The 17,110-nt window shown below is 31.7% G+C and carries 18 protein-coding genes; 5 read left to right on the top strand and 13 right to left on the bottom strand.

Features of this window, described 5'->3' with window-relative positions:
- Positions 1-45: 45 nt before the first annotated feature.
- Both PYW31_RS02500 and PYW31_RS02495 read right to left on the bottom strand, forming a co-directional pair.
- A complete protein-coding gene (locus PYW31_RS02500; protein WP_046835807.1) occupies positions 46-582 on the bottom strand; it encodes a GNAT family N-acetyltransferase in 537 nt (178 codons plus the stop codon).
- Between the two features lie 244 nt (positions 583-826).
- The gene (locus tag PYW31_RS02495) at positions 827-1,642 is read right to left on the bottom strand and encodes a formate/nitrite transporter family protein (RefSeq protein WP_046835808.1); all 816 of its coding nucleotides are present in this window, start codon (positions 1,640-1,642) and stop codon (positions 827-829) included.
- Positions 1,643-1,844: 202 nt separating this feature from the next.
- Here PYW31_RS02495 and PYW31_RS02490 point away from each other — a divergent pair, with 202 nt between their 5' ends.
- On the top strand, positions 1,845-2,246 hold the full coding sequence (locus PYW31_RS02490; protein WP_046835809.1) for an Rrf2 family transcriptional regulator: 402 nt from the start codon (positions 1,845-1,847) through the stop codon (positions 2,244-2,246).
- 63 nt (positions 2,247-2,309) lie between these two features.
- On the opposite strand, the gene PYW31_RS02485 is transcribed toward PYW31_RS02490, so the two are convergent.
- On the bottom strand, positions 2,310-3,011 hold the full coding sequence (locus PYW31_RS02485) for a GntR family transcriptional regulator (RefSeq protein ID WP_046835810.1): 702 nt from the start codon (positions 3,009-3,011) through the stop codon (positions 2,310-2,312).
- A 171-nt stretch (positions 3,012-3,182) separates the two neighbouring features.
- Here PYW31_RS02485 and PYW31_RS02480 point away from each other — a divergent pair, with 171 nt between their 5' ends.
- Together PYW31_RS02480 and PYW31_RS02475 are read left to right on the top strand one after the other, a co-directional pair.
- Positions 3,183-5,078: a beta-glucoside-specific PTS transporter subunit IIABC gene (locus tag PYW31_RS02480; RefSeq protein WP_046835811.1), complete on the top strand. Its 1,896-nt coding sequence runs from the start codon at positions 3,183-3,185 to the stop codon at positions 5,076-5,078.
- A gap of 20 nt (positions 5,079-5,098) precedes the next feature.
- The gene (locus PYW31_RS02475; RefSeq protein ID WP_046835812.1) at positions 5,099-6,541 is read left to right on the top strand and encodes a 6-phospho-beta-glucosidase; all 1,443 of its coding nucleotides are present in this window, start codon (positions 5,099-5,101) and stop codon (positions 6,539-6,541) included.
- 64 nt (positions 6,542-6,605) lie between these two features.
- On the opposite strand, the gene PYW31_RS02470 is transcribed toward PYW31_RS02475, so the two are convergent.
- The 7 genes from PYW31_RS02470 to PYW31_RS02440 all read right to left on the bottom strand — a co-directional run bounded on the left by PYW31_RS02470 (position 6,606) and on the right by PYW31_RS02440 (position 11,663).
- Entirely contained in the window at positions 6,606-6,782 is a 177-nt protein-coding gene (locus tag PYW31_RS02470) for a hypothetical protein (protein WP_046835813.1), read from the bottom strand.
- Between the two features lie 82 nt (positions 6,783-6,864).
- Positions 6,865-7,338 carry an SRPBCC family protein gene (locus PYW31_RS02465; RefSeq protein WP_046835814.1) on the bottom strand — a complete coding sequence of 158 codons (474 nt, stop codon included), beginning with the start codon at positions 7,336-7,338 and terminating at the stop codon, positions 6,865-6,867.
- The gene (locus tag PYW31_RS02460) at positions 7,339-7,932 is read right to left on the bottom strand and encodes a helix-hairpin-helix domain-containing protein (protein WP_046835815.1); all 594 of its coding nucleotides are present in this window, start codon (positions 7,930-7,932) and stop codon (positions 7,339-7,341) included.
- A 289-nt stretch (positions 7,933-8,221) separates the two neighbouring features.
- Positions 8,222-8,737 carry a YceI family protein gene (locus PYW31_RS02455; protein WP_046835816.1) on the bottom strand — a complete coding sequence of 172 codons (516 nt, stop codon included), beginning with the start codon at positions 8,735-8,737 and terminating at the stop codon, positions 8,222-8,224.
- A gap of 180 nt (positions 8,738-8,917) precedes the next feature.
- Positions 8,918-10,471 (bottom strand): zinc ABC transporter substrate-binding lipoprotein AdcA, encoded by a 1,554-nt coding sequence (gene adcA, locus PYW31_RS02450; RefSeq protein ID WP_046835817.1) that lies wholly within the window; start codon positions 10,469-10,471, stop codon positions 8,918-8,920.
- A gap of 162 nt (positions 10,472-10,633) precedes the next feature.
- Positions 10,634-11,239 (bottom strand): DsbA family protein, encoded by a 606-nt coding sequence (locus PYW31_RS02445; RefSeq protein WP_046835818.1) that lies wholly within the window; start codon positions 11,237-11,239, stop codon positions 10,634-10,636.
- A 55-nt stretch (positions 11,240-11,294) separates the two neighbouring features.
- On the bottom strand, positions 11,295-11,663 hold the full coding sequence (locus PYW31_RS02440; RefSeq protein WP_046835819.1) for a cystatin-like fold lipoprotein: 369 nt from the start codon (positions 11,661-11,663) through the stop codon (positions 11,295-11,297).
- A 290-nt stretch (positions 11,664-11,953) separates the two neighbouring features.
- Between PYW31_RS02440 and PYW31_RS02435 the strand changes: the two genes are divergently transcribed.
- Positions 11,954-13,192 (top strand): aminoacyltransferase, encoded by a 1,239-nt coding sequence (locus PYW31_RS02435; protein ID WP_046835820.1) that lies wholly within the window; start codon positions 11,954-11,956, stop codon positions 13,190-13,192.
- Between the two features lie 311 nt (positions 13,193-13,503).
- On the opposite strand, the gene PYW31_RS02430 is transcribed toward PYW31_RS02435, so the two are convergent.
- Both PYW31_RS02430 and PYW31_RS02425 read right to left on the bottom strand, forming a co-directional pair.
- Complete coding sequence (locus PYW31_RS02430) at positions 13,504-13,851, bottom strand: ASCH domain-containing protein (protein ID WP_046835821.1); 348 nt, start codon at positions 13,849-13,851, stop codon at positions 13,504-13,506.
- Between the two features lie 158 nt (positions 13,852-14,009).
- Entirely contained in the window at positions 14,010-15,449 is a 1,440-nt protein-coding gene (locus tag PYW31_RS02425; RefSeq protein ID WP_046835822.1) for an MDR family MFS transporter, read from the bottom strand.
- 224 nt (positions 15,450-15,673) lie between these two features.
- Between PYW31_RS02425 and PYW31_RS02420 the strand changes: the two genes are divergently transcribed.
- Positions 15,674-15,781, top strand: coding sequence for a putative metal homeostasis protein (locus tag PYW31_RS02420; protein WP_101118117.1), 108 nt, complete (start codon positions 15,674-15,676; stop codon positions 15,779-15,781).
- 290 nt (positions 15,782-16,071) lie between these two features.
- On the opposite strand, the gene PYW31_RS02415 is transcribed toward PYW31_RS02420, so the two are convergent.
- Positions 16,072-16,758 carry a 2,3-diphosphoglycerate-dependent phosphoglycerate mutase gene (locus PYW31_RS02415; RefSeq protein ID WP_046835823.1) on the bottom strand — a complete coding sequence of 229 codons (687 nt, stop codon included), beginning with the start codon at positions 16,756-16,758 and terminating at the stop codon, positions 16,072-16,074.
- Positions 16,759-17,110 lie beyond the last annotated feature (352 nt).

Here is a 17,110-nt window from a genome sequence, read left to right as displayed (position 1 = left end):
CCTGGACGAGTGGTCATTGCACTCATCTAGGTTTTTTATTATTGATTAAAACGGTGGATGACCAAGGACATCTTCGTGAAAACGTTCAGGTATAAGTACTTTTCTCATAATAACACCTAAATCGCCATCATCACTTTCGTGTTCAGCATAAACTTCATAGCCACGTTTTTTATAAATATCAAGTAACCATGGATGCTTACGTGCAGAAGTACCTAACGTTACTGCCGGTGCTTTGAGTGTATCTCTTAAATATGTCTCTTCTACATATTTTAATAATTTACTCCCTAATCCCTTACCATCGTATGAGGGTTTTGTAGCAAACCACCAAACAAATGGATAAATAGATATACGACGCTTACCTTCCCATGGATAGCGAACAGTGATCGTAGAAATGATTTCAGTTTCATTTTCTAAAACAAACGTTGTGCTAGTGATAAGATTATTTTTCACTAAATCCACACTGGCATTGACTGATGGCCAATCTATCTCTAATTCTCTTAGTGGGGTGAATGCTTCATACATTAATTTTTGTAATTCTTCAGCATCCGCTTCTACAGCCACTCTGATGTTATATTCAGACATTGAGACACTCCTTTTTTATATGCAGTATATATTTTCTACTATAATTATATTTAAAATCAACATTTCTTTTTATAATCATAACAATACAATATGGGTTCTTGATATTTGAGTCAATTGATACGTTTTATAAAAATAAAATCCTTGTATATCTAGATGTATCACACTTTTTATGTAAGCCCTTCAAATAAAAAACCTCATAATTTTGATTACGAGGCTTTTCGAACATATTTTATAATAATTATATCTACTGCAAACTATCTCTTTTACCATTCAAATAGGCATATAATAAACCTACAAAAATACCACCACCGATAAAGTTACCGATAAATGCAAATGTAATATTTTTTAATACATGTAACCAAGCTACGGCATCAAAGTCATAAAAAATCATCCCTACATAAAGTCCAGCATTAAATACTACGTGCTCATAACCCATAAATACGAAAACAATCACACCACATGCGATAAAAAATGCTTTCGATAAACCATCTTTAAATTGTATTGAGATATAAATGCCAATATTAATAAAAAAGTTACAAAAGATAGCTTTACCCAATATTGCAAACCAAGTGCTATGAACCGTCTTACTATCTACAAGCGCACGCAAACTCTCAATCATTTCGGGTGTCATGATAGGGGTGATTTTCATTATGATAAACAAAATAAAACCACCTATAATATTAAAAAAGAAGCATACTAATGCAATAGCTAACGCTTTATTAAGCGCGATTACTTTATAATACCAACCTACAGTTAAATACATAAAGTTACTCGTTAATAATTCTGAGTGTGTAAGTACAATCAATACTAAAGCTAAACTAAATGCAATAGCTCCCACTAAATTAACTAACCCTTCATTGGCCCCTTCAAATTGCGCCTTGATTGCGAGCATAAATACAGTGACAAGCGCTAATAGAAACCCTGACATTATTGCCTTTAAAGCATAACGCCCTGGCGTTTGACTGAATAATACCGTTTTCATCTGTACCTGACTATTCATATTTTCAATTGTTTCCCTCGACATATATGTATCTTTGATTGCTTTATGATTATCTATCATAAAAGCGCCCCCCTTATACAATTAAATTTCCTAATATGAAATATTACTCATACATTAAAGCCATTATATTATTTTCAAGCTATTTTTAATAGTTCAATATGTCACTGTTTCATATTTTAATACATTGATAGTTCTAAAAAAATGGCGTAAACTTTACTTGTATATAATAAATACACAAGTATCTAGTATTGGAGGCGCTCACTTGAACACACAATTTTCAGTTTCAATTCATATACTTACTTTGTTAGCTACAGAAAAAGAGGCAGTATCTAGTCAATATATAGCTGATAGTATTAATAGTAATGCAACTTTAGTGAGAAAAATATGTCGTTATTTAAAAAATGGCCATTTTATTCATAGTAGCCAAGGTAAGGCGGGGTATAATTTGTCTATACCTGCAACAGAAATTAAATTAGGGGATTTATATCAATTAATATTTTCAGAAACTGCACACTTTGCCAAAATTCATAATGATACAAATCCTAATTGTTATGTTGGGAAAAATATTAGCCATGCCTTAGACGAAATATACAATGAGGTAGATCATGCAATCGTCAATCAACTTAATATATATACTATCCAAAGTGTTATTAATCGCTTTTAAAAAGCTTGTTTACCTTGTGATGTACTTAATTAAAGTTAAGTCATTACAAGATAAACAAGCCTTTTATTTTTGAGATGGAATATAAAAATGTGCATTTTGGTAATGATATAACAAATTTGAACAATCGAATGGTATGCCCGTGGTAGTATAAAATATTTGTTCGTATCTTAAACAAGGGTCTCCATTACTTAATTCTAACTTTTCAGCTTCCTGTGACTTTAATTTATCAACTGCAAAATAAATATCTGAAAATCCTATTTTTACTTTTAAATTTTGCTCTAAATATTTAAACACAGAATTTTCAGCTATAGATTCATTTAAATATAATACAATATCTTTATTAAAGTATGATTGTTCGAAACATAATACTGCTCCATCAACATAAACTATACGTTCCAATACATATACAGATGTATCATGAGATAGCTTTAACTTCTGACAAACATCTTTAGGGGGTAACACCTCTTCTACACGCAACACTTTATTCGTTACATGACTGCCCTCAATTTCATCACTAAATCCACTAGAAGAAAATAAATTAAGATATCCTTCTCTTTTTTGATTACGCACATATATGCCACTACCACGAGCTTGGTAAATATTCCCCTTTTTCTCCAAAGCTTCTAACGCTTTGATGATTGTACTCTTACTCACATTATATTTAGTTTTCAAAGCTTCCACGCTCGGTAATTTATCACCAGCTTGAAAATTTCCTTCTACAATATACTGATTTAACTGTTGAGCAATTTGTTCATACTTGAGCATACGTATACCCCTTTTATAATAAAATTCAAATCATTATAACATGAACTTCATTTTAACATACATCACATATAATTTGTTAGGGTCTTTACAAATTGTACCGGTATAATTATAATGAAGTAAATCGCTTACATTAAAGTGTGTTTAATATATCAATGAAGGAGTTGCAAAAATATGGCAGATAAAAATGAAGTGCTTGCCCAGCAAATCTTAGATGCTGTTGGTGGCGAAGAAAACCTTGTCAATAGTACGCATTGCGCAACTAGATTGCGTTTAGTATTAAAAAGATCTATACCTGATGCTAAAAAGAAAGTGTCCGAAATTGATGGCGTCGTTACAGTCGTTGAAAATAATGGGCAGTTTCAAGTAGTTATAGGTAATAATGTTGGTGAGGTATATCAATCATTCGAATCTTTAACAGGCGCTGATGTTAGAAGTAGCAACCAAGAACAAGAAAATAAAGGCACTGTTATTAACAGAGTTATCGCAACTATGTCTGCAGTATTTGCACCTTTTATATATATTTTAGCTGCCGCAGGTATATTGCAAGGTTTACTAATTGTTATCAACCTCATTGCCCCTACTTTTAAAAATACTGGCACTTATGAAGTGTTTAATTTAATATCATGGGCGCCTTTTACATTTTTACCTATATTCATAGCAATCACTGCAGCCAGACATTTTAATGTAAATATTTATATTGCAGTCGCTTGTACTGCAGCACTCGTTAGCCCTGAGTTAAGTGATATAGTAGCTAAAATCCAAGATGGTGAATCGGTACGACTATTTGGTATTCCATTAACAGAAACGAGCTATACATCATCTGTTTTACCGCCTTTATTATTAGTCTGGATATTATCTTACGTTGAAAAATATTTAAATAAGTGGATACATGATGTGGTTAAGCCATTATTCACACCCTTTTTCAGTATTATTATAATGGTCCCAATCACTTTGCTTGTAATTGGTCCAATATCCACACTTGCTGCACATGGTATTGCGGGTGGCTTTAACTACCTAGTAGCTGTTGCTCCTTGGTTGGCAGGCGCTTTAATTGGAGGATTATGGCAAATATTTGTAATCTTTGGTGTTCATTGGGGAATCACTCCTGTTATTTTAGCCAACTTTGAACAACATAAGAGTGATGCGTTCCAAGCTTTCCAGACAATTGCTGTCATTTCACAATTTGGCGCAGTATTAGGTGTATTCATCAAAGCTAAGCGTACAGAAATTAAGAGAGTGTCATCATCTGCTGGTATCACAGCAATCTTCGGTATCACTGAACCTGCAATGTATGGTGTGAACTTACGCTTTAAAAAACCCTTTATCATCGCATGTATTAGTGGTGCCATAGGTGCCTTCGTAGCTAGTTTCTTTAATCCAAAATATTATGCCTATGCTGGCCTTCCTGGTCCTATAACTATAGTTAATGGTTATAGCGCAGATAATCCTACCTCAATTTGGGGCATCTTAATTGGTAGTGCTATTGCTATTATTTTACCAATTATATTAATTCAAATTTTCGGTTATGGAGATGATACAACAGAGGATGTTAATACTACTAATGCGAATAACGATGATACATCTATGATTTCGCCTCAAAATGAACATCTCGAAACAACGATTTATGCACCAATCCATGGTCAAACCATCGCATTATCAGAAGTTAACGATCCTATATTTTCAGAGGGCATGATGGGAAAAGGAATTGCTATTAAGCCACATGATAACACTATACTGGCTCCTCTTGATGGTGTGATTAGTATGATTGCACCAAGTAAGCATGCTATTGGCATTACTTCTGAAAATGGCGTTGAACTATTAATACATGTTGGACTTGATACAGTTCAATTAAACGGAAAAGGATTTGAATTATTAATTCAAGAAAATGACACGATCACACGTAATCAACCATTATTAAATTTTGATAAAGATACAATTCAGTCACAAGGCTACGATACTGTCATTCCTATTATAATTACAAATTCGAATGAATTTGACGACATTATCGTTGAAGACCCAGCTGAAGTTAAACAAAACGAAGCAATATTTACAATTATAAATAAATAATATAAAGGAGCTTGATTAAAATGACAAAATTACCTAAAGACTTTCTATGGGGTGGCGCTTTGGCTGCCAATCAATTTGAAGGCGGATATGATGAAGATGGCAAAGGGTTAAGTGTAATTGATGTAATGACGAACGGTGAACATGGTCAAGCACGAGAAATCACTCAGGACATTGATGATAATAAATATTATCCTAATCATATCGGAATCGATTTCTACAATCGCTATAAAGAAGATATAGCACTGTTTAATGAAATGGGACTTAAATGTTTACGTACTTCTATCGCATGGTCTCGTATTTTCCCTAAAGGTGATGAAACAGAACCAAATGAAGCCGGACTTCAATTTTATGATAATGTTTTTGATGAGCTCTTAAAATATGGTATAGAACCTGTTATCACACTCTCCCATTTTGAAATGCCATTGCATTTAGCTCGTGAATACGGTGGCTTTAGAAATAGAAAAGTGGCTGATTTCTTTGCACACTTTGCCGAAACAGTCTTTAAACGCTATAAAGATAAAGTAAAATATTGGATGACTTTTAATGAAATCAATAATCAAATGGATACAGATAATCCTATTTTCCTATGGACAAATTCTGGTGTGCAAGTTAAAGCACATGAAGACCCCGAAGAAGTACTATATCAAGTAGCTCACAATGAACTCATCGCTAGTGCTAAAGCAGTGAAAATAGGAAAAGAGATTAACCCAGATTTCGAAATAGGCTTAATGATTTCTCATGTGGCTATTTATCCGTATTCTTGTAATCCAGAAGACATGATGGAAGCTGTTAAAGCGAACCGTCTCCGCTTCTTCTTCCCAGATGTACAGGTACGTGGTTACTATCCAAGTTATGCTAATAAAATGCTCGAACGTAAAGGCTATGATATTGGCTGGCTAGATGGAGATGAGCAAATATTACGTGAAGGTACTGTAGATTATATTGGTTTTAGCTACTATATGACAACAGTGGTTAAGCACGATGCAGAGTCTTATACCGGCGAGAATGTTACCAATGGTGGTTTAGCACATTCGGTTGATAACCCGCATATTCAACAAAGCGACTGGGGATGGGCCATTGATCCTACTGGTTTACGTTATACTTTAAACGTATTATATGATCGTTATCAGATACCACTCTTTATTGTTGAAAATGGCTTTGGCGCTATTGATGAATTTGATGAAAATGGCCAAATACATGATACTTACCGTATTGACTATTTAAAATCACATATTGAAGCGGCTATTGCTGCGGTTGATGAGGACGGTGTAAATCTAATGGGATATACACCTTGGGGCATTATTGACATCATTTCCTTTACTACTGGCGAAATGAAAAAGCGTTATGGTCTTATCTATGTAGATAGAGACAATAATGGCAATGGTACATTAGAACGTAAAAAGAAAGCGTCATTTGATTGGTATCGTAAAGTAATTGAAACAAATGGAGAAGTACTTAATTAACTTAAATATCTACACAAAGAAGTCAGAGCATACATTAGTAATGCTCTGACTTCTTATTATAAAATCAAACTTTAAATTTACTTAAAGTGCGCAAACCATAAGCAAAAATAGCATAGCCCATTAATGTACGTAAAAACCATTTGAACATACGTTTATTTATACATTTTTCATTTATAATACCAGCTGGTATAAGTGTACTCAATGTATATAAGCCAAGTACTTTAACATAACGTTTATTCAATAGACCCACCTCTTTTCATCTTCTATTATAACGAGGTTAGCTTTTAAATAGACGTTGTATTTTCAACATATTTTTGACTTTTCTAAAATGTTTTCACTAGTGCTTCCAAGTTATCAAAAGTACCGTCCATACCTTCTTCAACACCCATATCCAGTAATTGTTGAGCTGCTTCGGCATCTGGTAATTCAGCAATTGATTTAATGGTTGTAGTGCCATCTTTATTATCTTTAATATGAATCGTATTATGCATGCCTGCCATTGTCTTATCGATATTCCCATCTTGATCTGCAAAGTAATCATAGTAATCAATAAGTGTAGGGCGTTGGACATCATTATAATTTGTTACAGTATAACTTGTTCCTTGAGGGCCTCGAATAGCAAAAAATGCATTGCCCTCGGTCTGAACATTAAACGTATATACTTCTGTGATTGCGCCTTTAGGATGGAACCATTGCTCAAATAAAGCTTGTTCCGTATAGGCATTAAATATCTGATCTGCCGTTGCATTAAAATTTCTAATAAATATAATTTTATTTTGTTCAATTTGTATACTCATTTATACATCTCCTTCGTCCATAATGACATATGAGGTTATTGTTTTTACTTTAGCATCTTTCTGGTGACTTTCAAATTCAAAGAAATCTGCAAAATATATCGTTGAACCATCCTTTGCAATTTGAGTACCATGCAACGCACCAAACTTACCATGAGATAAATTTTGCGTAACATTTAATGAAACTATTTCAACTTGGTGTGATTCCAATTCTTCATAAAAAGCATCTAACCCTTGTATCTGAAATGCATCGACTACATTCCAAACAAAATTTTCAGTGACAGTTTTAATTAGTTTTTCCTTTTCAATGAGGGCACAACCAATTAAAAATTCTAACATCATACGCCTTTTAGGTGCATTATCACAATTTAAATCTCCTGTTAACTTAAATGGTAACGCGGGCAACACATCATTTTTAAAACTTAAATCTACGTCCTTTAATGCTTGTTCAAGTATCTCAATAGCTTTAGGACCAATACCATGTATATCTAATAACGTTGTTCGTTCATAACTTGCTACTTCTTCTAAGTTTGTTACTCCGAGTTCTTTTAGTGCTTTTGTGGCAGGAACGCCAATTTCAGGTATGTCCGTAGTCATATTATCGCCCCTTTCTTATCTCCACTATACCCCCTACGCATGATTTTTAATTCAAACATATTATTTTATATCTCTTTATCAAAATATTTTTTACAAGTCATGTTTGAATATTTACTATGTTACTCAATAGGATTAGTATATATTTTTTATAATCAATATTTTATTAGGATATCCACCACTAATAATAAAGAAAGAACTCTATCAGCTTTTAATACCTGATAGAGTTCTTTTATAACTTAGCTTTGTAACATCTATAATTTTATTTTCTTACTTTAAATAATGCATAATATTAATCTTCTAAAGCAAATTCTAAACTCACTTGAAATTTAATATCTTTGCCAATCATAACGCCACCTGTTTCGAGCGTTTGGTTAAATGTAACCCCATATTTGTCACGTTCAATTGCACCATTTACGATAAAACCTACCGTTTCGGCACCATTCATTGGATTTTTACTTTTTCCTTCATAATTCAATTCAAATGTTTCTTCTTTTGTTACATCTTTTATAGTTAAGTTACCAGTAATTGATTTATTATCAGCATGAGTAATTTCAAATTTGATTTCTGGATAGTTTTCAACATCTAGGAAATCACCGCTACGTAAATGCCCATCGCGATCTTCTACACGCGTATCAATTGAATCAGCTTTAATAGCGAACTCACCTTTAAGTGTACTCAAATCATTTACATCGCCTTCTATTTTAGCATCAAAATCATTAAATCTACCTTTAATGTTTGAAATAACTAAATGCTTAATTGAAAATTCCACTGCTGAATGTGCTGGGTCAAAATTAAATGTTGTCATAGAAACATACCTCCAAAGTATTTTTGAATTTTACCACTATACTTATTATATCAACTATATTTTATATATCAACAAAAATGCTTTCTATTTTCACTCTTTAAATTTTATTCCCTTTAAATGTCAATTTACTCATTTTTATTATTAAGGTTTCGTAAAAGTTTAAAACCACCTTATTTATGATTAGTGTGCTAACATCTCCTCTTTTATTTCCTTTTTAGTTAAATCTTGAGGATAATACGTCGGCCAGTTATCTAATTCTTTTAAGACTTTTCCTCTATCATTACCTATAAATATATGAAAATGATGTGATTTTGTCGGCGCTATATTATGATCACTAAATTGCACATATTTAGGTAATGTTTTATCTTCGCCTTCTGTAAGTTTATACGTAAACCTAACACCTCTATTACCTTTTTCATATTTCAAAATATCTTTTCCATCATATTTATATTTACCTTGTATTTTCTTACCATCCTTCGTGAATTCAATCGTATCATTATTTATTTTCAAATTTTCAATATCAGTTTCGTAACCCTTTTCATAATATGCCTTATATTCTTTTTCTGACATTGAATCATCTTCATTAGCTTTATGTTTCATTACTTCATCCAAGCTACCATCTTTTAAGTATGGATATATTGATTGCCAGTCACCATTATAATCTGAAAGCTTTCTATCTTTAACTTGGCTATCTTTAAAATAACCTTCCGATATAGCTTTCTCATGCTTGTTCTTTTTACTGTCATCGTTGACTTTAATATTATCATTTAAAGCCATATTAATATGCTTAATGTTTTTCTTCATTAATGATTGGAAGGTGATTGTTTTATCACTTTGTTGTGCTTTAGTTAATGATTCCATATTATAAAATTTTAATGGTTTTGCCTTAGTTTCTTTACGTATTGTATCTGTCACCTTATTTGAAACGTTATCTTCATAGAGAATATATTTAGTACCAGACTCATTAATTTCTTTTACAATTTTAGTTAAATCTTTTTGTGAAGGATCTTCAGCATTCATATTTTGGACACCTTTTTGTACAAATCCATAACGATTAGCTAGATATCCCATTGATTCATGAGAAATAAATACTGCGTTCCCTTTTTTATCCTTTGTTGTATCTTTCATTTTTTCATCAATTTGTGTTAATTCTTTATTTAATTTTTTATAATTTTTCTCGTATTCTTTTTTATGATTTGGGTCTTTTTTAATCAACTCATCTTTAATTTCTTTCGCAAAGGTTTGATCAAACTTAGGATCTAGCCATATGTGTGGATCATATCCACCATGATGATGATGACCTTCTTCACTACCGTGATTATGTTCTTCTGACTCCTCGTGACTATGTTGGTCTGTCAGTAATTGCGATTTATCCAATTTATCTTCCAATGCCAATTTTTTATCTTGTGTTTTAATTGTGGCTGCTACTTTTTTAGCAACAGGGTCTAAATCATCACCCGTGTAAATGAATAAATCAGCCTTACTCGCGCTGATAATATCTTTTTGTGTTGGTTCAAAGCTGTGCATGTCTGTGCCTTCTGGATAAATAGATTCTACAGAAACATGCTCTCCACCAATTTGTTCTGCAAATGATTTTAACGGATAAACTGTAGTGTTTATTTTTAATTTTTTGTCATCTCCTTGAACGTTACGCTCTGCATCGTCTTTTCCACATGCTGTCATTACAATAGATAAGATAATAACTAGAAATGATATGTATATTGTTCTCTTCATAATTTCCCTCCATCAAATAGTAATCGTTACGATTTAAAATTATAGCCTTAGTTCGTTTGAAAAGCAATACCTTAAAATATTTTTTCGTAATAATTACGATTTAAAAATCATAAAAAAACCCCAGTACAATCTTTTATGAAATTGTACTGAGGCATAATTTAATTATTGCTTATCTAATAACTTTTTATAATTATCATAGTGATAAGGGTCTTCTAGTTTTTTACCAGCAATATAAACTGTAGGTGCAGTATCAATGTGTTTATCTTTGTATTGCTTTTGATCATCTTTAGCTGCTTGCCATGATTTACTATTTTTTGTTTTATATTCTTTTTTTATTTTCTCTTTAGTCGTCTTTTTAATCGCTAATTTATCAATTTGTTTGTCCACCACTTCTTCGGTAATCCATTTTTTTTCTGAATCGGGTTGTTGTTCAAACATTAATGATTGAAATTTTAAATAGCGACTTGGTGCTATTTGTTTAACTGCATGCCCAGCTCTAGATCCAATTATAGAATCTTTTCCTAAAAATGCCATATTTACAAATTGATAGTTTACTTTGTTCTTGTCGATATAATCTCTTTTTAGTTTTGGCATGATATTATGTTCAACTTTTTTACAATAAGGACATTTAAAATCACCATATTCGATGATTTTTATTTTGCCATTACTATCACGTTTGTCATCTTTATGTGCATGCTCTGGATTCGTACATCCCACCAACAGTAATATTGTTGCTGCTATCATTAAACTTATCCATAACTTTTTCATATGCTTATGTGGACACCTCGATTGCCTTTTGAATAATAGCTAAACTGCGGCTTCTTTATTCATTAATATTCATATTTTCTTCTTTATAATCTGCTTCATGAGTTTGTGTATAGCCTTTTGAATTAAAATCAATTAAATATTTAGCTTTTCCATTTTTAAATTTATAAGTATAATAATGCACTTCGGCATCTTCTTTTAATGGTTTATAAGCTAATGTTACATATTTCCCTTTTTCATATACATAAATATTAGCTTCTTTTTTATCGAATTTTTTATGCGCATCGCCTTCTTGTTTCTGAGCTAAATGCTTTTGATATGTTTGTTGCTGATTGACAGCTTTTTCTATTTTGTCTGTATATTTACTACTGCTGCATCCCGCACTTATTGCTACCGATACAACAATCAAAATCAATAACTTTTTCATTACTTACCTCTCCTAAAACATCCCCATTTTTTTAATAGAATTCTATTTTAATATACACCATTATTCCGTATGTAACATCATACAACGAAAAATCCAAATGTTCTAGTCTATTTTGCCCATAGAAATTATGTGAAAAACCACTAACAATTATATGCATCTCACAATTAATCACTATATCAACAATCTTCTTATACAATGTCATTTAACATTAATTTTGATATACTGTTTATATATCAACCAATTTAATAAAAAAAATTTAAATTACCCCTTTAAGGAGGAAAAGAAATCCTATGCAATTTGTGAATATTACCCCTGAAGAATTTGCTGAATTCACACACAATAATTTTTCTCATTATACTCAGACGCGTGTGAATTATGAAGCACAAGATCAATCCGACGCACATTTACTAGGTGTTAAAAATAAAAATGGTGAAATCATTGCTGCTGGTATGTTTACCGAAGCACGTGCTTTAAAATTTTTCAAATATTTTTATAGTCAACGTGGTCCTGTACTAGACTACAATAATATTGCATTAGTTAATTTTTACTTCAAATCACTAACTTCATATTTAAAAAAACATAACTGTCTATATGTATTACTCGATCCTTATATTTTAGAAAATTTAAGGAATGCAGATGGTGAAATCATTAAGTCTTATGATAATCGCATGTTAATTAGTACATTAGACCAATTAGGTTATAAGCATCAAGGCTATCCTGTTGGTTATTCAAAGACTAGTCAAATTCGTTGGCTATCTGTTTTAGACTTAAAAAATAAGACCGAACAGCAATTATTAAAAGAGATGGATTATCAAACACGCCGAAACATTAAAAGAACTGAAGAGATGGGAGTTAAAGTTACAACACTTCCTATTGAAGAAACTGAAAGATTTTTCAAGTTATTTAAAATGGCAGAAGAAAAACACGGTTTCTCTTTCCGAGATGAGCCTTACTTTGAAGAGTTACAAAAAGCATATAAAGGTTATGCTTCTTTACAGTTAGCTTATATTGACTTAAACGAATATATCGCGAGCTTAAAAGAAAAACATAATACCTTAAACAATCAACTACTTGAAGTTGAAACAGCATTAACAGAAAGTCCAAATTCAAAAAAACAAAAAACAAAGCATACACAATTAACACAACAAATTAATAGTGCACAGCGAAAAATAGATGATACAGCAGCAACTATAGCTACAGATGGCTCAATACTAGATTTGGCCGCTGCAATTTATATTTATAACGATTATGAAGTATATTATTTATCAAGTGGCTCTAATCCTAACTATAATGCATATATGGGTGCGTATAAACTACAGTGGGAAATGATTAAATTTGCTAAGAGACATAATATTGACCGCTACAATTTCTATGGCATTACTGGAGATTTCAGTGAGGATGCTGAGGATTATGGTGTACAGCAATTCAAAAAAGGCTTCAATGCTGATGTTGAAGAATATATCGGGGACTTTGTAAAACCTATTAAACCTTTAGTCTATAATATTGGCAAATTAATAGGGAAATTATAATAAGCGAAATATGAGTCGTTCAGTAATCCAATCGACGACGATGTCGATTGGATTTAGTCTGTCGACAAAGATTCCAACTTAGCGTCAGTTTTTTTATACTTTCCACATCCACACACTCTATTTTTAGCCTTGCATCTTTATAGTAGATGTTCGATCAAATAGCTATTATGGACTTGAAAACGGAAATTTGAATTGTAACAAATTCTGAAATTATTTGAAAGACCACTGTTATTTAATAAATAGCAGTGGTCTTTGTTTTGAGTTGATATTACAGTCTATTTACCTAATTATAACCGACATGTTTATCAAGATTATTTTGATACTACACGTATTTTTATAGCTAATGCCCCATAGTTTAATTCATCTGTTTGACTATATATTTGATAAATTTGAGCCAATTTTTGAGATAATTGCATTTTTTCATCCGTGCCAATTTCTTTATTAGAATATGCTTTAAGCAATGCTTGAAACGATATATATTGTATTACTTTTAACACTTCAACTTTAATACTTTGATTCTTCTCAATATTTTCAAAAACGATAAAATCTCCCGCCTGTACTTCTTGTCTCTTCTTATCATTTAGTCTGACTTCAATCGTTTTTGAGCCATTTTCAATTAACCGAAATGGCTTATCATACAATTTCATATTATGATCCATTATTTATTTACCTCATTTATTTTGAAAATAACTTACTATGCTATTTATAGACTTCAAATTATTATGATCCTCTATAAATTATTACTGATAAAGAAAAAGCCGATAGATGTTCTGTTTGAGTTGTCCCCTCGCCCACATATCTATCAGCTATTATATACTTATTCTTGTTCTAAATTCATTTTCTTCTTACTTTTCAACAGGAATACACAAATTAAACTAAGGAAAGAAATAATTACAGCAAACCAGAAGGCGCTATGATAGCCATTTAGCAATGCATCATGTTGCACTTGAGCTGCTATTTCTTGTTTACCCATTCCTTTATAGTCACTCATGTCTGGTGTGAAGTTTTTTGATGATTGACTCATTGTTGTGAAAAGTGCTGCTGTACCAATAGATGCTGAAATTTGTTGTAATGTATTAGTCATAGCTGAACCATGCGCATTCATTTCATATGATAAGAAGTTCATTGTATGCGTCATTAATGGCATTAATCCTAAAGCAATACCCACCATACGGATACCATAAATAGTTGCTAGCATAGTAGCAGATGTATGCTCATCCATAACGACAAAATAAGAAGTCGTTATAACTACAATAATCATACCTATAATAGCTAAAATTCTAGCACCATACTTGTCAAATAATAATCCAGATAATACTGACATCACTCCCATGACTATAGCGCCAGGCAATAATATAAGACCTGATTGTAATGCAGAATCTTTCATAATATTTTGCACAAACATAGGTAATATTGTTTCAGAACCAATCATTGATATCATCGTAAATGACATGATTATAATCCCTATAGTAAATTGATTGATTTTAAATAGTGAAAAGTCGAGTAATGGATTTTCCAATCGTGTTTGTCTAAATATAAACAATGCGATTAAAATGATTCCACCGATGACAGTTGTTAGTACGATTGGATCATTCCATCCCTCACGAGAAATTGTACTTGTACCATATAGTACACTACCAAAGCCTAGTACCGACATAATGATTGAAAGTACATCAATAGGTGCTTTCTTTTTCAAACCAACATTTTTCACAAATTTAAGTGCTGCGAGGAATGTAACAGCAGCAACTGGCGTAACCACATGGAAAAGTGAGCGCCACTCGAAATACTCAACTAGATAACCAGAAAGTGTCGGACCAATCGCTGGTGCTAAAGCAATAACTAGCCCAAACATCCCCATGTATTTACCTCGTTCATGTGGTTCAAATACATCTAAGACCGTAGTCATCATTAATGGCATCATAATTCCTGAACCTAACGCCTGAACAATTCTTGCTATTAATAATATTGTAAAGTTCGGACTGAACCCAGCAATAAGCGTACCGATCAGGAAGATTAATATTCCAGTTAAAAAGACCTGCCTTGTTGTAAATCTTTGTATAATCATTGCTGATAATGGGACAACTACCCCATTAGTTAATAAGAATGCCGTTGTAAGCCATTGTACTTTTGTATAATCTATATTAAATTCTTTCATTATACTAGGTAATGCTGTCGTTAATAAGGTTTCATTTAATAGTCCAAAGAATCCACCAAGCAGCATTACAAATATCATTATTAATTTTGTTTTGTGCTTCATACCTTTCTCCTTTTCTACAATAATATATAAAACTTAAAATTAGCTGTAATAATGAATTATACATATATTTTATTAACATATCATTAAAAAAGTTTGGCATATTGTAAAAAACTTTATTGTTCTAATTAAGTTCAGACACATTTGTTATAAATCGTAATTATTACTATTTACAAAACGCTGTTTTTCCTTCATAATTGTGTTAGTTACTAAAGGAGGTCATTTCCATGAAACTAGATTTACAAACTGCTCGCCGTAATTTAAACAGCCCTAATATCAAAACACGTAAGCTTGCGCGCAAAATTATTCAGCAACATAAACGTAATAAGTCATAATTAAATTACCACTTTTACAATTTTGATTACATATTCGCTTTTGCTGAAAATATGATTAATCTTTTTATACTCAACTATTTTTATATTTTAATGAACCAAATGAACCATTTCTAGAATCTTATACTAACCATTTAAGAATCTAATAGGGTACCTAATGATTAGGCACCCTATTAGATTCTTTTTTATACAACTTTTATATATCAATTTTAATAAATAACATATGTCTCTTACCTTAATAAGAAACTATAATGATATTTGTATCTTCTCAGTCATTCTAAAATTGAATACTTTTATAAGTAATATTTATCTATGACTTGTAAGTCATCAGTAAGTTCAAAAATTAATGGCGCCCCAGTTTTTATTTCATAACCAATGATATCTTCATCAGATATATGTTCTAAATATTTAATAAGTGCACGTAAAGAGTTGCCATGTGCAGATACTAAGACTGTTTTACCATCTAATAATTGTTGTGATATTTGATCGTTCCAATATGGGATTACTCTAATTAAGGTATCTTTCAAACTTTCTGATTCTGGCATAACTCTTCTATCGAGATGCTCATATTTTTTATCTTTTAAGTAATCATTCCTTTGAGATTCACTTTGTTTAGGAGGTGCTACATCATAGGACCGTCTCCAAATATGAACCTGTTCTTCACCAAATTTATCACGCGCATCATCTTTATTTAATCCTTGCAAACCACCATAATGACGTTCATTTAATCGCCATGATTTTACAATCGGTATAAATAACTGATCAGATTCTGATAACAAATGATACGTCGTTTTAATTGCCCTAGCTAATAATGAAGTAAAAACAATATCAATCTCTATGCCTTGTTCTTTTAACTTTTTACCAGATGTTTTCGCTTCTGCTCTACCTTGATCTGATAAATCAACATCTGCCCATCCAGTAAATAAATTTTTTGCATTCCATTCACTTTGACCGTGACGACATAAAATTAATTTTGGCATACACTATCTTCCTTTCATTTCATTAAGTTTGTCACAACTTTTACAAACTCGTTACAGTACAATGGCTTCGCTTCGTTACTACAAAGCCCTTTGCTAAGTCATTTCTCTCTTTTTCTCTAGAATGTACACATTAAAATTATAACAATTTACACTGAACTTTGAAATAATTGTATTCTTTTGTTCATAAATGAAGTCTTTTTTTTATTTTTCTGTAACCTATGTACTAATTTTTGATGTTATAGTTGTAAACGTTGAATTAAGAAAAAACATACAGCACTCATGACGCTTAGTACACATCACATTGCATGTGACTAGAAAAATTAAACCTGACTATCCACGATTATGTATCAGG

Source organism: Staphylococcus succinus (genome assembly GCF_029024945.1).
GTDB lineage: Bacteria > Bacillota > Bacilli > Staphylococcales > Staphylococcaceae > Staphylococcus > Staphylococcus succinus.
The sequence above is the reverse complement of the archived record's forward strand: the minus strand, read 5'-3'. Positions and strand labels throughout refer to the sequence as shown.

What these genes read in the sequence shown, in the direction of transcription:
- PYW31_RS02480 (WP_046835811.1), top strand. Translation starts at nt 3,183, where the DNA reads ATGGCAGATAAAAATGAAGTGCTTGCCCAGCAAATCTTAGATGCTGTT.
- PYW31_RS02500 (WP_046835807.1), bottom strand. Translation starts at nt 582, where the DNA reads ATGTCTGAATATAACATCAGAGTGGCTGTAGAAGCGGATGCTGAAGAA.
- adcA (WP_046835817.1), bottom strand. Translation starts at nt 10,471, where the DNA reads ATGAAGAGAACAATATACATATCATTTCTAGTTATTATCTTATCTATT.
- PYW31_RS02475 (WP_046835812.1), top strand. Translation starts at nt 5,099, where the DNA reads ATGACAAAATTACCTAAAGACTTTCTATGGGGTGGCGCTTTGGCTGCC.
- PYW31_RS02460 (WP_046835815.1), bottom strand. Translation starts at nt 7,932, where the DNA reads ATGACTACGGACATACCTGAAATTGGCGTTCCTGCCACAAAAGCACTA.
- PYW31_RS02425 (WP_046835822.1), bottom strand. Translation starts at nt 15,449, where the DNA reads ATGAAGCACAAAACAAAATTAATAATGATATTTGTAATGCTGCTTGGT.
- PYW31_RS02420 (WP_101118117.1), top strand. Translation starts at nt 15,674, where the DNA reads ATGAAACTAGATTTACAAACTGCTCGCCGTAATTTAAACAGCCCTAAT.
- PYW31_RS02440 (WP_046835819.1), bottom strand. Translation starts at nt 11,663, where the DNA reads ATGAAAAAGTTATTGATTTTGATTGTTGTATCGGTAGCAATAAGTGCG.
- PYW31_RS02435 (WP_046835820.1), top strand. Translation starts at nt 11,954, where the DNA reads ATGCAATTTGTGAATATTACCCCTGAAGAATTTGCTGAATTCACACAC.
- PYW31_RS02495 (WP_046835808.1), bottom strand. Translation starts at nt 1,642, where the DNA reads ATGATAGATAATCATAAAGCAATCAAAGATACATATATGTCGAGGGAA.
- PYW31_RS02415 (WP_046835823.1), bottom strand. Translation starts at nt 16,758, where the DNA reads ATGCCAAAATTAATTTTATGTCGTCACGGTCAAAGTGAATGGAATGCA.
- PYW31_RS02445 (WP_046835818.1), bottom strand. Translation starts at nt 11,239, where the DNA reads ATGAAAAAGTTATGGATAAGTTTAATGATAGCAGCAACAATATTACTG.
- PYW31_RS02455 (WP_046835816.1), bottom strand. Translation starts at nt 8,737, where the DNA reads ATGACAACATTTAATTTTGACCCAGCACATTCAGCAGTGGAATTTTCA.
- PYW31_RS02465 (WP_046835814.1), bottom strand. Translation starts at nt 7,338, where the DNA reads ATGAGTATACAAATTGAACAAAATAAAATTATATTTATTAGAAATTTT.
- PYW31_RS02430 (WP_046835821.1), bottom strand. Translation starts at nt 13,851, where the DNA reads ATGGATCATAATATGAAATTGTATGATAAGCCATTTCGGTTAATTGAA.
- PYW31_RS02485 (WP_046835810.1), bottom strand. Translation starts at nt 3,011, where the DNA reads ATGCTCAAGTATGAACAAATTGCTCAACAGTTAAATCAGTATATTGTA.